Origin of the sequence: Novosphingobium sp. MD-1, from assembly GCF_001014975.1 — a bacterium.
Classification (GTDB): Bacteria; Pseudomonadota; Alphaproteobacteria; order Sphingomonadales; family Sphingomonadaceae; genus Novosphingobium.
In genome coordinates, this window is record NZ_BBXA01000026.1 from 45379 (window position 1) to 60088 (window position 14710).

The following is a 14710-nucleotide window of genomic DNA, read 5'->3' on the forward strand; positions in this document are numbered from 1 at the left end:
CCGGACAGTGTGATCCCCAACGCGCGGCCCCTTCCGCATCGCGCGATTCGCGATAGCGCGCGTTAGAGCGGGGGCGGTCAGCCGGTCAATCTGCCGAAAGATCAATCGTCCCGGGCGAACGGATCTTTCCCGGCGCCGGCGCCGGTCCAGACGCCCGCCTGCGCCTCGACATAGGCTTCCAGTTCGCGCCAGTGCCGGTCCCAGCCGGGGCCGCGCCGGGCAGGGGGTACTTCAGCCTCCACCATGGCGCGGGCGCGCCGCACGGGATTGCCGGCCGGGTCGGAAGGCGGATTGCTGCGAAGCGGATCGTCGGCCATGCGCGCCTCCTGCACCAGCGCCGCCGGCAAGGATAGCGCGCTTGCGAAAAAAGCCGTGGCATCGTTTGCCAAAGTAACGCGCAGGCGGCTCACCCCGCTGCGACTAACGCCGCCTGCGGCGACGCAAGTCTCGCTCCCCTCCCGCTTGCGGGAGGGGTTGGGGGTGGGCAGCGCGCCATCGGTGGCGGATACCATGATCGCCACGAAAAAAGGCCGGGGAGACATGCCCCCCGGCCTTTTTCGCGATTGGTCAGGATCGGCCGGAAATCAGCCGCCGTGCACCTGCGCGACGTCGATCTTGAGGCCCGGGCCCATCGACGAGGACAGGCCGACCTTGCGGACGTACTTGCCCTTGGCGCCAGCCGGCTTCGCCTTGACGATCGCATCGACGAACGCGTCGAAGTTGGCGCGCAGCGCTTCGTTCGAGAACGAGAGCTTGCCGATGCCGCCGTGGATGATGCCGGCCTTTTCGACGCGGAATTCGATCTGGCCGCCCTTGGCAGCCTTGACCGCTTCGGCAACGTTCGGCGTGACAGTGCCGAGCTTCGGGTTCGGCATCAGGCCCTTGGGGCCGAGCACCTTGCCGAGGCGGCCGACGATGCCCATCATGTCGGGCGTGGCGATGACGCGACCGTAGTCGAGGTTGCCGGCCTGCATGTCTTCGAGCAGGTCTTCCGCACCCACCTTGTCGGCGCCGGCGGCGAGAGCGGCTTCGGCCTTGTCGCCACGGGCGAACACGGCGACCTTCACGTCCTTGCCGGTGCCCGAGGGCAGCGTGACCATGCCACGAACCATCTGGTCGGCGTGGCGCGGATCGACGCCGAGGTTCAGCGCGACTTCGAGCGTCTGGTCGAACTTGGCGCTCTGGAGGTCCTTGAGAAGCTGGATCGCTTCGTCAACGCCATAGAGCTTCTGGTTGTCGCCCAGCTTTTCCGTGAGCGACTTCTGCTTCTTGGTCAGGTTCACCATGGGATCAGCCCTCCACAACCTGCAGGCCCATCGCGCGCGCGGAGCCTTCGATGATCTTCGTCGCCGCGTCGATGTCGTTCGCGTTCAGGTCCTGCATCTTGGCCTGGGCGATTTCGGCGAGCTGCGAGCGCTTGATCGTGCCGGCCGATTCCTTGCCCGGCGTCTTCGAGCCGGACTTGAGACCGATGGCCTTCTTGATAAGGTAGGTTGCCGGCGGCGTCTTGGTGACAAACGTGAACGAGCGATCCGCATAGACCGTGATGATGGTCGGAAGCGGCATGCCCTTTTCGAGTTCCTGCGTGGCAGCGTTGAACTGCTTGCAGAATTCCATGATGTTCACGCCGCGCTGGCCCAGGGCCGGGCCGATCGGCGGTGCAGGCTTGGCATCGCCGGCGGCGACCTGCAGCTTGATGTAACCTTCGATTTTCTTGGCCATTGCTGGCCTCCTTTCTTCCTGTCGGAGACCGGAAGTTCCGGCTCCTCAGAGTGAGCGGTCAGACGAGGGCGAACCCTCTTCCGCACGGATTTCCAGTTGCCCGGAAGCGCGCGCAACTAGCGCAAATGGCGCGAAATGCAAGGGGATTCGGGGTGGGGACGCGGCATGCCGCGCTTCACGGCAGCGCGTTGGCGCCCCCCAGCACCGTCGCCATGGCAGCCGCCGCGCCGCGCACGCTGGCGTCTTCGGCCACGTCGATCCATTCGCTCGGCGCGTGCGCACCGCCGCCATCACCGCCCGCGCCAATGGCGATGGCCGGAATCCCGAGGTTCATCGGCACGTTGGCATCGGTCGACAGGGGCACGAAGTGCGGCGCGAACCCCTCCGCCCGCGCCGCCGTCGCCGCGATCACCGCAAGCGGCGCGGTTTCGGGCGTAGTGCCGGCGGGGCGATTGCCGATCGGCTTGAAGGTCACGGCGATTCGGCCGCCGTCGGTCGATCGGGCGCGGTTCTCCTCGTCCACCGCCGCCGTGGCGATGGCATGGAGCGCGGTATCGATGCGGTCGATTTCCGCCGGCGATTCGGAGCGGATGTCGACATCGAGGAAGACTTGCGCCGGGATCGTGTTGACCGAGGTGCCGCCACCCACGACGCTGGCGGAATAGGTGGTGCGCGGCTGCGCGGGCACGGGGATGCCGTAAAGCCCGGTCACGGTGCGCGCCAGCGCCGCCAGCGGGTTGACGATGCCGAACTTGTCGAAGCTGTGCCCGCCCGGTCCGTCGAACACCAGGCGCCAGCGCCGCGATCCCACTCCGCGCGTGGTGATCCAGCCCGCGCCCGCGCCATCGATGGTGATGAACCCGGCCGCCTGTTTCGCGCGCGGGTCCTGCGCGAAGAAATGGCGCATCCCGCGCAGATCGCCCGGCCCTTCCTCGCCCACGTTGGCGATGAACACGATATCGCGTTCGGTGCGGATGCCGGCCTTGTCCATGGCGCGGACCATCGCCAGCATCACCGCCAGGCCCAGAGTATCGTCGCCGATGCCGGGCGCCATCAGGCGGGTGCCTTCGCGGCGGACTTTCACGTCGGTGCCGGCCGGGAACACGGTATCGAGATGCGCGGCCACGATCAGCGGCGCAAGCGCGGGCGTCGTGCCCCGGCGCGTGGCGATGACGTTGCCGATGCCGTCGATTGCCGCATCGGGCAGGCCGCCCGCGCGCATCATCGCGGCCATGGCGCGGCCGCGCGCCTCCTCGCCGAACGGTGGCGCGGGAATTTCGGTCAGGGTGACGATATCGTCGACCAGCCGGGCATGATCCGCGCGCAACGCCTCCCGCGCGGCGGCGAACCGGCGCGAGGCCAGCAGGCGTTCAAGTTCTCTGGCCAGTTCCCCGGGCGCTTTGGCGGCGGAAGCGGGAACGGGGGCAGGCCGGCGTGGCGCGGCGCTTTCCGCGACCGGCGCGGATGCTGCCGCCAGCGCGAGGATCAGGGTGGTCAGCAACGGACTCTCCGGTCAGCGGCCAGCGCGCGGCGAAAGCGCGCCGGTCCGGCCTGCCGGCGCGTCCGTGGAATTACTTGACCAGTTCGACTTCCTCGAACGCCAGTTCGACCGGCGTGGCGCGGCCGAAGATCGACACGGCCACCTTCACGCGCTGCTTTTCGAAATCGAGTTCTTCCACCGTGCCGTTGAACGAGGCGAACGGGCCGGCGTTGACCTTGACCGAATCGCCGATCTCGTAATCGACTGCCACGTTCTTGCGCGGTTCGGCGGCGGCCTGTTCGCGCGCGCCGAAGTAGCGGGCGGCTTCCTTGTCGGAAATCGGCTGCGGCTTGTTGTTGGTGCCGAGGAAACCGGTGACCTTGGGCGTGTTCTTGACGAGGTGGTAGATGTCGTCGTTCATCGCAAGCTTGGCCAGCACGTAGCCGGGCATGAACTTGCGTTCGACCTGCACCTTCTTGCCGCGCTTCACCTCGGTCACGGTTTCGGTCGGCACTTCCACCGCCTCGACCAGTTGCGACAGGCCGATCCGTTCCGCTTCGGCGAGGATCGAATCGCGCACCTTGTTTTCGAAACCGGAATAGGCGTGGATGATGTACCAGCGAGCCATGGAAAATCCTTGAAGTCTTGTCAGGTGCCGAAGGGAGGCGGCAGGCTTCAGGCCTGCGAGAGCAGCCAGCGCACGACGAAGCCGAAGAGGCTGTCGATGCCGAGGAAGAACACCGCCAGGATCAGCATCATGATGCCGACGAAGATCGCGGTGGTGGTGGTTTCCTGCCGCGTCGGCCAGACCACCTTGCGCGCTTCCGCGCGTACCTGGTTGATGAATTCGCCGGGGCTGGTCTTCGCCATGATCCTTGCCGCTTTCGCTACCTGATGAAATCCTGTCTTCCGCCTAGGGGACATCGCCGCCCCGGACAGGTCCGGGAGGGGCAGGCGATGTTTCCGATGTCGGAAGATGGCCGATATCTAGGCGCAAGCCGGCGGATTGGCAAGAGCGGCGAGAGCGGTGGCGGATCGCGACGATTCGCGGGGCGGCGGGCGGCGGTTTGCCGGCGGCGCGATTGCGTCCGGTCCGGACCCTTCGCCGCCGTGCCGCGGGACCGGTAGGGAACGGGTCGCGCGCGTCGCCCATGCGGACGCAGAAGCCTGAAAGGAAACGAAAACCTCTCTACGCCGGGGCGGAGAGGATGGCAGGAGTGGCAGGATTCGAACCCGCGGCCCTCGGTTTTGGAGACCGATGCTCTACCAACTGAGCTACACTCCTGTGCTCGGAAAAGCGCCCTTAGTGGGTTGACGGCGCGAGTGCAACCGACTCAAAGACATTTCGACGACGATGACGCCGCCCGACGAACCGATCATCCCGCCCGAGCTGTTGCTCAAGGCCTATCGCGCGGGAATTTTCCCGATGGCGGACAGTCGCGACGATCCCGAGGTGTTCTGGGTGGAGCCGCGGATGCGGGCGATCCTGCCGCTCGACGGGTTCCACCTGTCGCGCTCGCTGGCGCGCACGCTGCGGCGCGGGCGGTTCACGGTGACGTGCAACGCCGCGTTCGATTCGGTGATCGACGCCTGCGCCGCGCCGCGCCCGGATGCGGAGGAAAGCTGGATCAGCCGGCGCATCCGCGAAAGCTACCGCAAGCTGCAAGCGGTCGGGCACGCCCATTCGATCGAGACCTGGGCCGACGGACGGCTGGTTGGCGGGCTCTATGGCGTGGGCTTCGCCCGCGTGTTCTGCGGCGAAAGCATGTTCAGCCGGATGAACGACGCGTCCAAGGTGGCGCTGGCCTGGCTGGTGGCGGCCCTGCGGCGATCGGGCGCGGAATTGCTCGATTGCCAGTTCACCACGCCGCACCTGGCCTCGCTGGGCGCGGTCGAAATTCCGCAGGAACGATACCTCGACATGCTGCGCCACGCGCAGCGGCCTCACTCGTCGGTGCTGGCGCCAGACGGTTTCGGAGTGGCCGGCTTCGGGGTGGCGGGCTTGGGGGCGGCAGGCGTTGCGGCCGGGGATGGTGCCGTGGCCGGCGCCGGCGCGGTGCTCGGCTTGCCCGCAGGTTTCGCCGCGCTGCTGGCGGAGGCGGGATCGTCTTCCTCGCCGGGGAACTTCATCGCGCAGTCCTTGACCCACACGTCATAGGCCGGGTGCTCGACGACGTTGAGCGAGGGCGAGTTCTTGAACAGCCAGCCCGAAAAGATCTTGTGCCACGCCAGCTTTTCCTGGGTGGTCGCGCGCTCTTCCACGAACAGCTGGACGAAGGCGCCGGTTTCCTGCGGGTCTTCCCACGGCGCGGTGCGCTCGCAGGTGGCCAGCTTGACGATCGCGTTGCCGATGCGGCGCGATTCGCCCGTCTTCATCACCAGCACCTGCGTGATGTTGTTACGCTTGTTGAGGAAGCCCAGCGTGGCGACGCGGTCCTTGACCGGCGTGCCGTATTCGCTTTCGACCACGCCGCCCGATCCAGCCGCCGCCGGCGCGCCGGTTTCGGTCGCTTCGGGCGGGGGCGCGGCTTCGGGCTGGCGCTGGCACCCGCCAAGAGCCGCCAGCGCCGCGCAGGCGGCAAGCGGAAGCAGCGGCCGGGAAAGACGGTTCATCGGGGCCGGACGGCGCTTATTCCGGAGACCAGGCTTCGTAGTCGCCGGTCGCGGGCGCGCGCTTGCCGCCGCGTTCCAGCGCGCCCTGCGGCCGATAGGCCAGCGCGGTGCCGGTGGCGTTGGGCGTGTAGTCCGCTTCCCAGATGCGCGGTGGCGGCAGATTGCTTTCGGGCACGCCGTCGAAGCCGCCGTGGAGCCAGCCATGCCATTCGGCGGGCACGCGGCTGGCATCGTTGGCGCCATCGTAGATCACCCAGCGGCGTTCCTCGCCCGCGCGCGGATGACCGGCGGGATAGGGCTTGCGCGAGCGGTAGTACTTGTTGCCCTGCGCGTCGGTGCCCACCAGCTCGCCCTTCAGCGAACTGTCGAGCAGGGTGCCGATGGTGGCGCCGTCCCACCAGGTGAAGATCTTGCCGAGAAAGCTCATGGTGCCGTCATCTTTCGCGAGGGTGGGGGCCGCTTAGCCCCTGAGGGGGGGATTCCGCAAGCCGGGATAGGCCCCTTTTCACGGCTTGCCCCCACGGCAAATGGTCGAAACGGCCATCGTCGGAACCGCAGCGCCGGCCCGCTCCTACCACGCCACCTTGTCGCCCGGTTTGATTCCCAGTTCCGCCGCGCGGCCGCCGTTCAGTTCGAGCACGCCCGCGGCGATGCCGTCCGAGGGCAGCGAGGTCAGGTCATAAGGCACCGCATTGGCGGCGATGTTGAGAATGCGCCGGTCCGGGCCGATGAAGATGATGTCGAGCGGGATGACCGTGTTCTTCATCCAGAACGCGGCGTCGCGCGGCGGGTCCATCGGGAAGATCATGCCTTCGTCCGCGCCCATCGTGGTGCGGAACATCAGGCCCTGCGCCTGTTCCTCGCTGGTGCGGGCCACTTCGACGCGGAAGGTGTGCGGTCCTTTGGTCCCGCTGACCGTGAGCGTGACGACCGGCAGGCCGGAAACCGGATGCGTCGCCGGCGCCGAAGCGGCGGGCCGCGCGGCGCTTTTTCCGCCCGTATCGGCCGCAACGGGGGAGCAGCCGATCACGGCCACGGTGCACGCCAGTGCGGCGGTCTTAATCCAGAATTTCATCGACCCATTCTTCCGCTGCCTCGATGCTAGGCTCATCGACCAGTCGGCGCGCGTATGCAAGGGGGTGCCCGGCGCGCAGCAGCGCGGCGACCTGCCGTTCGCGCCGGGCCGGATCGATCTTCGGTCCATCCGTTCCCCGATCCTCGCCCCACGGGCCGAAGCGCCGCTTGCGCGCCATGACCAGCGCGGCGTGGCGCCGGTCGCGCTCCGATCCGCGCGCCTCCGCGCGCATGTCCTCGGCAATGCCCGCGTGCCCCAGCGCCTGGTCGATCCGCCGCGCGCCATAGCCGCGCCGCAGCAGGCCCTGCGCCTTCGCCCGCGCATAGCCGGCATCGTCGACATAACCCGCGCGCACGAACCGCGCGACCAGCCCGTCCACGTCGGGCGGGGCGGCGCCATCCCAGCCGCGTTCGCGCAGCTTGCGCGCCAGATAGGCGGCGAGCTTGCCCGCGCTGGTGGCGAAGCGCGCGACATAGGCGAGCGCCATCTCCTCCATCCGCGCCGGATCGAGCGGTTTGGGCGGCCGTTTGCGCCGGTCTGGAACACCTTGCGGATTCATCGCGCCACATTCGTGCCACAGTCAGGATTAAATGAGAACGTCCGCACCCGTACCCCGCGCAAGGGGAACCGGGACACAGTCATGGGCCGTTCACCTGCCGGAGCAGAAACGCCCGGCAGGAAAAAGACAGAGAAACCGGGGTATCGCATGACCGTTACGGACGCCGTTGTGGAGAAGGCGGCTCTCGTTCCCACGCCGAACGACGATGCATTGCCGCGTCGCTATTCCGATTTCGACACCTTCTGCGATGCGCTGGACTATGTCGCGCAGGGCGAGAAGGGCCTCAATTTCCACGATCCGCGTGGCACGCTGACCCGCCCCTACCCTTACGCCGAACTGCGCGCCGACGCGCTGGCGGCGGCCGGCCGGCTGCTGGCCATGGGCGTGAAGCCGGGCGACCGGATCGCGCTGGTCGCCGAAACCGGCCCCGATTTCGCGGCGCTGTTCTGCGGCACGATCTATGCCGGCGCCTGGCCGGTGCCGCTGCCGCTGCCGACCAGCTTCGGCGGCAAGGACAGCTATATCGACCAGCTCGCGGTCCAGCTCGCCAGCTCGGACCCGCTGATGCTGCTGTTCCCGGGCGAGATCGCGGCCATGGCCGGCGAGGCCGCCGCGCGGCAGGGCTGCAAGGGCCTGTCGTGGGACGAATTCCACGCCGGCCCGGTTTCGGACCAGCCGCTGCCGCCGGCCGATCCCGACGCGATCTGCTATCTCCAGTATTCGAGCGGATCGACGCGTTTCCCGCACGGCGTGGCGGTGACGCACCGCGCGCTGCTGGCGAACCTGGCCGGCCACGCGCACGGCATGGGCATCACCACGCCCGATCGCTGCATCTCGTGGCTGCCGTGGTATCACGACATGGGGCTGGTCGGCTGCTTCCTGTCGCCGATCGCCAACCAGGTTTCGGTGGACTACCTCAAGACCGAGGACTTCGCGCGGCGCCCGCTCGCCTGGCTCGATCTCATCAGCCGCAATCCGGGCACCACGCTCTCCTATTCGCCCACCTTCGGCTATGACATCTGCGCCCGCCGCATTTCCAGCCAGAGCCACGTGTCCGAACGCTTCGACCTGTCGCGCTGGCGCGTGGCGGGCAACGGCGCGGACATGATCCGGCCCGACGTGATGCAGAACTTCGTCAACGCCTTCGCCGAGGCCGGGTTCAAGGCCAGCGCCTTCCTGCCCAGCTATGGCCTGGCCGAAGCGACGCTGGCGGTGACGATCATGCCGCCGGGCGAAGGCATCCGCGTGGAACTGGTCGAGGAAGAGCGCCTGTCCGGCTGCCCGCGCGACCTGTCGCGCCCCGCGCGCTACCGCGCCATCGTCAACTGCGGCGTGCCGGTGAAGGGCATGGACATCGCGATCCGGGGCGAGAACGGCGGTGCGCTGGCGCACCATCACATCGGCAAGGTGTGGTGCCGCGGCTCGTCGGTGATGCACAGCTATTTCCGCGATCCCGAATCGACCGATGCCTGCCTGGTCGATGGCTGGCTCGATACCGGTGACATGGGCTACCTCAATGCCGAGGGCTACCTGTTCATCGTCGGCCGCGCCAAGGACATGATCATCATCAACGGCAAGAACCACTGGCCGCAGGACATCGAATGGGCGGTGGAACAGCTGCCGGGCTTCCACCAGGGCGATATCGCCGCCTTCTCGGTGGAAACCGAGAACGGCGAGGAAGCGCCGGCGGTGCTGGTCCACTGCCGCGTCTCCGACCCGGTGGAGCGGGTGAAGCTGCGCGACCAGATCCGCGAGAAGGTCCGCTCGATCACCGGCATGAACTGCGTGGTGGAACTCGTCCCCCCGCGTACCCTGCCGCGCACCAGCTCCGGCAAGCTCAGCCGCGCCAAGGCCAAGAAGCTCTATCTGGCGGGCGAGATCGAACCTTACCGGCTGGCGGCCTGAGGGCTGGAAGCGAGGGGTTCCCACCCCCAACCCCTCCCGCAAGCGGGAGGGGAGCGAGGCTTGCGCCGCCGCACGCGGTGTTAGCCGCAGCGGGGTGGGCTTTCCGCGCTCCGGGTCTGCAAGCGATACGTTCCTACTCCTCCACCCCCGCGAACCCAGGTAAATACGCCGCCTCGTGCGAGCGCACTGCGTCCAGCGCCTTGGCCAGCGCGCGGGGGTAGTGGCGGGCGATCTGCCTGGTCGACACACGGCCGCGCAGGAAATCGGCCCATAGGAATTCGGCATAGGGCGTGGGCGACTTGGCGTAGCCGCCGGCGCGACGGACTTCGCCGGCCAGCGAGCGGTAAGGGTCGTCGGCCAGATCGTCGAGCCGCTTGGGCAGGGCCTTCAGCGGCTGCCGCTGCCCCTTGGCGTCATAAGGATGCAGCCAGTTGCGGTTGTCGAGGAAGGTCAGGAACCGGTCGCGCGGGAGGTGATCGAGCTTGGCGACGACGCTGACCAGCACGTGCTCCACCCCTTCGCGCAGCAGCGCCAGCGCCAGGTGGTGGTGATCGATCAGCCACGGCACCTGCTTCGGCCCGATCACCACCGGGATCATGTGCCGGCCGAGGTATTCGCCGCCCGCTTCCGCCACCTGCTGCCGCCAGGCGTGCTGCTTGCGTTCGACCTCGATGAAGCCAACCGTCATCTGCGTGGGCCGCAGCCGCCGCAGTTCGACCGGATGCAGCAGCGGCTCTATCCTCTGGGCCATCGCCATCGTCATTGCTCCCGCATTGCTTGCGCCACCGCATCGGCGACGCTGAACGTACCCGTGGCGGCCACGCCGTCCAGCCCGCTGGCCGCCAGCACCGCGCGGGCGCGATCGTGCAGCCGGGCGAGGATCACGCGGCGGCCCGCCTTGCCCTCGGCGCCCACGAATTCACCCAGCGCCTCGACGGCGGTGCTGTCTAGGTCGGCGCTTTGTTCCAGGCTGAGTACGACGGTATGGGCGCCGTCGCGCGCGGCCATCCGCGCCACTTCCGCCAGCGCACCTTCGGCGTTGGCGAAGAACAGCGGCGCGTTGGGGCGGTAGATGCCCACGCCGGGCAGGCCGCGCGCATCGGCGTGCTGGCGCATGTCGACGAAATCGTGCCCGTCGCCCACGCGCCCCAGCGCGCTGATGCGCGGGCGCGCATAAGTGTGGAGCAGCGCGGCGACCGAGAGCGCCACCGCCGCCAGCATCCCGTTGAGCACGCCCAGCGTCAGCACGCCCAGCGCCGCGCCCACCGCGATCCACTGGTCGCGGTCCAGCCGGAACAGGCGCACGAGCGGCCCTGGCGACAGCGCGTGGGCCAGCGCGGCGATGACCACGGCGGCCAGCACCGGTTCGGGAATCGCGGCGATCAGGCCGGCGGCGAACAGCGCCAGCAGCAGCACCGCCAGCGCCGCCGTCAGCGCGGTGAGGCGCGAGTGCGCGCCCGCCGCCTCGCTCGCCGCGCCGGCGGAAAAACCCGCGCCCACGGGCATCCCGCGCACCAGCGCCGAGGCCATGTTGGCCACCCCCAGCGCGACGAGTTCGCGGTTCGATTCGATCGTATCGCCGTGGCGCAGGGCCATGGTGCGGATCGTGCCCCAGCTTTCGGCAAAGAGGATCAGCGCGACCGGCACCGCCAGCTGCGCCATCCGCGCCCAGTCGCCCGGCGCCAGCACGGGCAGGTCGAAGGCGGGCGCGCTCAGCCGGATCGTGTCTGCCAGCGCGACGCCGTGCGCCGAGAGGTCAAGCCCCACGCTGGCGAGAATGCCCGCCGCCAGCACCGCCAGCGTCACCGGCACGCGCGGCCAGCGCGCCCGCACCAGGACCAGCAGCGTCAGCGCGGCCAGGCCGATCAGGGCGCTGGCGGGATTGGCCCGGCGCAGCCCGCCCGCGATCTCCGCCGCCATGGCCGCGATGTTGCCCGCGGTGATGCCGGCGATGCCCAGCAGCTTGGGCAATTGCCGGATGACGATGGTGATGGCGAGGCCGAAGGCGAAGCCGCGCAGCACCGCGCGCGAGACGAAGGCGGACAGGCTGCCCAGCCGGAACAGCGCCGCGCCCAGGAAGATCAGCCCGGTCATGCCTACCAGCACCGTCGCCAGCACCGCGCGCGTGGCGGCATCGCCCGGCAGGCTGGCCAGCGCGGCGGCCAGGATCGCGGCGGACGAGGACGTGGGCGAAACGATCGCGAAGCGGCTGCGCCCGACCAGCGCATAGGCGAACCCGCCGGCGATTCCGGCGGCCAGCGCCCGCGCCGGGTCCAGCCCGGCAATGCCGGCATAGGCCACGCCTTCGGGAATCATCAGCCCCGCCACGGCCAGCCCGGCGACAAGGTCTTTCGGATCGAACCTGATCGCTGTTCCCTCCTAGGCCCCCGGTGCGCTTCATCGCTACGCCCGTTCGGGCGCAAGGTCGATACGGCTTCGCAGCCGGTGAGGCTGTGTTATTTGCATAATACAGCTTGCGTGACGGAACGGCTTTCCCCATCTATCGTGGCATAACCGCCCTCAACGAGCGAAACGACCATGGCCACGACACCCACCGAAACCATCAGCCCGATCACCCTGACCCCGCCCGATCCGGTGCCGGTCGTCGCGCCCGCGCAGGCGGCGGGCCTGGTGCCCGTGTCCGACGAGAACCGCGGCAAGCTGGAAGCCAAGGTCGATGCCTTCGTCGCCGATCTGGTCGCGCAGGACGCGGCCAGCCCCGAATTCGGCAAGCGGGTGGACCAGCTCACCAACATGGGCCGCAAGGAAATCGTGGCCGCCGCGGGCATGTCGAACCGCTTTCTCGACCGGCCGATTCGGGCGATGGACAAGGACAGCGGCGTCGGCGCCGATCTCGCCCAGCTGCGCCGGACGGTGGAAGACCTCGATCCCGGCCGGCAGGGCAATCTCTCCTCGCCGCGCAAGTTCCTCGGCATCATCCCGTTCGGTAACAAGCTGAAGAACTACTTCGACGGCTACACCTCGGCGCAGGGGCACATCAAGTCGATCCTCGACCGGCTCGCCTCGGGCAAGGACGAGCTGCTGATGGACAATGCCGCGATCGACGTGGAGCGGCAGAAGCTGTGGGAAGCCATGGGCAACCTGGAGCAGATGATCCACATCTCGAAGACGCTCGACCAGAAGCTGGAGGACGCCGCCAACGACCTCGACGCGACCGATCCGGCCAAGGCCAAGGCGATCCGCGAATCCGCGCTGTTCTATACCCGCCAGCGCACGCAGGACCTGCTGACGCAGATGGCGGTGACGGTGCAGGGCTATCTCGCGCTCGATCTGGTCAAGAAGAACAACGTCGAACTGGTCAAGGGCGTCGACCGCGCCAGCACCACCACGGTCGCCGCGCTGCGCACCGCCGTTACCGTGGCGCAGGCGATGACCAACCAGCGGCTGGTGCTGCAGCAGATCACCGCGCTGAACACGACGACCGCCAACATCATCGATTCCACCGGCAAGCTGCTGCGCGAACAGACCGGCAAGATTCACGAGATGGCCGCTTCCAGCACGATCCCGCTGGAAACGCTGCAGCGTGCGTTCCAGAACATCTACGACACGATGGACACCATCGACACGTTCAAGCTGAAAGCGCTCGACGCGATGAAGCAGACGGTGACGACGCTTTCGGGCGAGGTCGAGAAATCCAAGGGCTATATCGCGCGGGCCGAAGGCGCTTCGCAGGCCAAGCTCGCCGGCCCCGAAACCTCGCCGCTGCTGAGCCTTGAAGGCTGATGGACCGGACGATGGCCGGCGAATCGCATGACAGTCAGCGCATTCTGACCGAAGCACGGGCTTCGCTGGTCCGCCAGCAGGCCGGCGGGCGGCGCGTGGGCGGGCGCTCGATCGGGCAGCGTTCGGCCGAGATGAAGCGCCAGCATGTCGCGCGCAAGGCGGCGCGCATGGCCATGGCGGTGGGCGTGATCCTGGTCGCGGCGATGGGCGTGGGCCTGGCCATCGACGGGATCGGCGTGACCGGCCTGATGCTGATGGTTCTGACGATCGCGGCGGCGCTGTTCTTCTTCGGCCGCTATCCGCGCCTGAAAGTGCCCGATCTGGCCGCGCTGAACACCGGCAACGTCCGTTCGATGGTGGGGCGCACCGAACTGTGGCTGGAAGCGCAGCGCCCGGCCCTGCCCGCGCCGGCCGTGCAGCTTGTCGACCAGATTGGCGTGCAGCTGGACGGGCTGGGGGTGCAGCTCGAAGGGATCGACCCGGCCGAACCCGCCGTCGCCGAAGTGCGCAAGCTGGTGGGCGAACACCTGCCGGGCATGGTCGAAAGCTATCGCCGCATTCCCGCGCACCTGAAGCGGGAGGAACGCGGCGGGCGCAACGCCGATCAGCAGCTGGCCGATGGCCTGGGCAAGATCAGCCGCGAGATCGACGAGATCACGCGCAAGCTGGCCGCCGGCGACATCGACGATCTGGCCGTGCGGGGACGCTACCTTGACTACCGCTATGGCGAAGGGCTGGGAGAGGCCGATGCGGCGCCCCAATTGGCCGCGCCTGTTACCCCCGCCGCCCCGCCGGAGAACACCTGATGCGCGTCGCCATTCCCCATTCGCTCGGCAAGGACGAAGTGCGGCGCCGGATGCAGGAAAAGGCCGGCAAGGCTTCGGCCAAGGCCAGCGATCTGCTGGGCAGCCTGGCCTCGGTCGACATGGCCTGGCGCGACGAGGACCATCTGGCGATGGACGTCTCGGCCATGGGCTTCACCGTCCCCTGCGCGGTCACGCTGGAAGAGGCGGAACTGGTGATCGACGTGACCATGCCCGATGGCCTCGGCTTCGCGCGGCGGATGATCGAGGGCGTGATCCGCGAAAAGGGCGAGAAGCTGCTGGCGTAGAAAGACCGCGATCAGGCCGCGTCATGGCCGCTCACAGATCGCGGCGTTCCAGTTCCAGCAGTTCCTGCGGCAGCCGCAGCGTCTGCGCCACCAGCCGGGTTTCGAGCAGCAGGTAGATCAGCGCCACCATCAGCAGGGCGATGGCAAGGAAGAACGTGACGCTGGTAACGTGGCGCAGCTCGAACCCGTTGATATCGCCGATGAACAGCGTGCCGACGGTGACCCCGATGGCCAGCCCCGAGCAGACCAGCAGCAGCAGGGCGTGGCCGATCAGCTGGATGCGCCGGTCGACATAGCGCAGTTCCACCACGACGCGATCGTGCTCCGCCCCGTGCGTTTCGGCGTGCAGCTTCTGCAGCGCGCGCGAACGGTCGACGATCCGGCCCAGCCGCGTGGTCAGGATGTTCATGATGTTGCCGATCGCCACCAGCACGAAGACCGGGGCGAGCGCGAGCTGGATGGTCTGGGCGATCATGGACCCAGTTTCGCGGCAAGCGCGCC

The 14710-nt window shown here is 68.4% G+C and carries 17 protein-coding genes, 1 tRNA gene and 1 pseudogene; 5 read left to right on the forward strand and 14 right to left on the reverse strand.

Translation table 11 applies throughout. The annotated features are described in order from the left end of the window. Window positions 1-101: 101 nt before the first annotated feature. From NMD1_RS21765 to NMD1_RS08750, 7 genes are all read right to left on the reverse strand, one after another. Window positions 102-542, reverse strand: coding sequence for a hypothetical protein (locus tag NMD1_RS21765; protein WP_233497451.1), 441 nt, complete (start codon window positions 540-542; stop codon window positions 102-104). A 42-nt stretch (window positions 543-584) separates the two neighbouring features. Beyond that, window positions 585-1286, reverse strand: a complete 702-nt coding sequence (gene rplA / locus NMD1_RS08725) for a 50S ribosomal protein L1 (protein WP_124809666.1) — start codon at window positions 1284-1286, stop codon at window positions 585-587. A 4-nt stretch (window positions 1287-1290) separates the two neighbouring features. Further along, window positions 1291-1722, reverse strand: coding sequence for a 50S ribosomal protein L11 (rplK, locus tag NMD1_RS08730; protein WP_124809667.1), 432 nt, complete (start codon window positions 1720-1722; stop codon window positions 1291-1293). A 175-nt stretch (window positions 1723-1897) separates the two neighbouring features. Beyond that, a complete protein-coding gene (locus tag NMD1_RS08735) occupies window positions 1898-3223 on the reverse strand; it encodes a M20/M25/M40 family metallo-hydrolase (protein WP_233497453.1) in 1326 nt (441 codons plus the stop codon). A 70-nt stretch (window positions 3224-3293) separates the two neighbouring features. Then, a complete protein-coding gene (gene nusG / locus NMD1_RS08740) occupies window positions 3294-3830 on the reverse strand; it encodes a transcription termination/antitermination protein NusG (RefSeq protein ID WP_124809668.1) in 537 nt (178 codons plus the stop codon). A 47-nt stretch (window positions 3831-3877) separates the two neighbouring features. Beyond that, window positions 3878-4072 carry a preprotein translocase subunit SecE gene (gene secE / locus NMD1_RS08745; RefSeq protein WP_124809669.1) on the reverse strand — a complete coding sequence of 65 codons (195 nt, stop codon included), beginning with the start codon at window positions 4070-4072 and terminating at the stop codon, window positions 3878-3880. Between the two features lie 339 nt (window positions 4073-4411). Next, window positions 4412-4487 (reverse strand) — tRNA-Trp (locus NMD1_RS08750). A gap of 69 nt (window positions 4488-4556) precedes the next feature. Here NMD1_RS08750 and aat point away from each other — a divergent pair. Beyond that, complete coding sequence (gene aat, locus NMD1_RS08755) at window positions 4557-5360, forward strand: leucyl/phenylalanyl-tRNA--protein transferase (RefSeq protein WP_199558095.1); 804 nt, start codon at window positions 4557-4559, stop codon at window positions 5358-5360. Between the two features lie 35 nt (window positions 5361-5395). On the opposite strand, the pseudogene NMD1_RS21735 reads toward aat, so the two are convergent. The 4 genes and pseudogenes from NMD1_RS21735 to NMD1_RS08775 form a co-directional block, all read right to left on the reverse strand. Then, a pseudogene (locus tag NMD1_RS21735) lies at window positions 5396-5815 on the reverse strand (DUF2155 domain-containing protein); the annotation flags it as partial. A 16-nt stretch (window positions 5816-5831) separates the two neighbouring features. Continuing rightward, the gene (locus NMD1_RS08765) at window positions 5832-6242 is read right to left on the reverse strand and encodes an NADH:ubiquinone oxidoreductase subunit NDUFA12 (protein ID WP_124809670.1); all 411 of its coding nucleotides are present in this window, start codon (window positions 6240-6242) and stop codon (window positions 5832-5834) included. Window positions 6243-6386: 144 nt separating this feature from the next. Next, window positions 6387-6890, reverse strand: a complete 504-nt coding sequence (locus NMD1_RS08770) for a DUF192 domain-containing protein (RefSeq protein ID WP_125954437.1) — start codon at window positions 6888-6890, stop codon at window positions 6387-6389. Beyond that, window positions 6874-7449: a regulatory protein RecX gene (locus NMD1_RS08775; RefSeq protein ID WP_125954438.1), complete on the reverse strand. Its 576-nt coding sequence runs from the start codon at window positions 7447-7449 to the stop codon at window positions 6874-6876. Before NMD1_RS08775 ends, NMD1_RS08770 begins: the two co-directional genes overlap by 17 nt. 147 nt (window positions 7450-7596) lie before the next feature. Here NMD1_RS08775 and NMD1_RS08780 point away from each other — a divergent pair, with 147 nt between their 5' ends. Further along, window positions 7597-9354, forward strand: a complete 1758-nt coding sequence (locus tag NMD1_RS08780; protein ID WP_125954439.1) for a fatty acyl-AMP ligase — start codon at window positions 7597-7599, stop codon at window positions 9352-9354. Between the two features lie 133 nt (window positions 9355-9487). Here the strand turns inward: NMD1_RS08780 and NMD1_RS08785 are convergent, their stop codons facing one another. Together NMD1_RS08785 and NMD1_RS08790 are read right to left on the reverse strand one after the other, a co-directional pair. Then, window positions 9488-10111: a ParB-like protein gene (locus NMD1_RS08785; RefSeq protein WP_199558096.1), complete on the reverse strand. Its 624-nt coding sequence runs from the start codon at window positions 10109-10111 to the stop codon at window positions 9488-9490. Window positions 10112-10113: 2 nt separating this feature from the next. Then, window positions 10114-11721, reverse strand: coding sequence for a SulP family inorganic anion transporter (locus tag NMD1_RS08790; RefSeq protein ID WP_375600795.1), 1608 nt, complete (start codon window positions 11719-11721; stop codon window positions 10114-10116). A gap of 171 nt (window positions 11722-11892) precedes the next feature. On the opposite strand from NMD1_RS08790, the gene NMD1_RS08795 reads away from it, so the two are divergent. From NMD1_RS08795 to NMD1_RS08805, 3 genes are read left to right on the forward strand one after another with little or no spacing between them, the layout of a single operon-like run. Beyond that, window positions 11893-13098 (forward strand): toxic anion resistance protein, encoded by a 1206-nt coding sequence (locus NMD1_RS08795; protein WP_124809675.1) that lies wholly within the window; start codon window positions 11893-11895, stop codon window positions 13096-13098. Between the two features lie 11 nt (window positions 13099-13109). Next, window positions 13110-13904, forward strand: a complete 795-nt coding sequence (locus tag NMD1_RS08800; RefSeq protein ID WP_125954441.1) for a hypothetical protein — start codon at window positions 13110-13112, stop codon at window positions 13902-13904. Continuing rightward, the gene (locus NMD1_RS08805; RefSeq protein WP_124809677.1) at window positions 13904-14209 is read left to right on the forward strand and encodes a polyhydroxyalkanoic acid system family protein; all 306 of its coding nucleotides are present in this window, start codon (window positions 13904-13906) and stop codon (window positions 14207-14209) included. The genes NMD1_RS08800 and NMD1_RS08805 overlap by 1 nt, the downstream gene beginning before the upstream one ends. Window positions 14210-14240: 31 nt before the next feature. Here the strand turns inward: NMD1_RS08805 and NMD1_RS08810 are convergent, their stop codons facing one another. Next, window positions 14241-14684, reverse strand: a complete 444-nt coding sequence (locus NMD1_RS08810; protein ID WP_124809678.1) for a DUF2721 domain-containing protein — start codon at window positions 14682-14684, stop codon at window positions 14241-14243. Window positions 14685-14710: the final 26 nt, after the last annotated feature.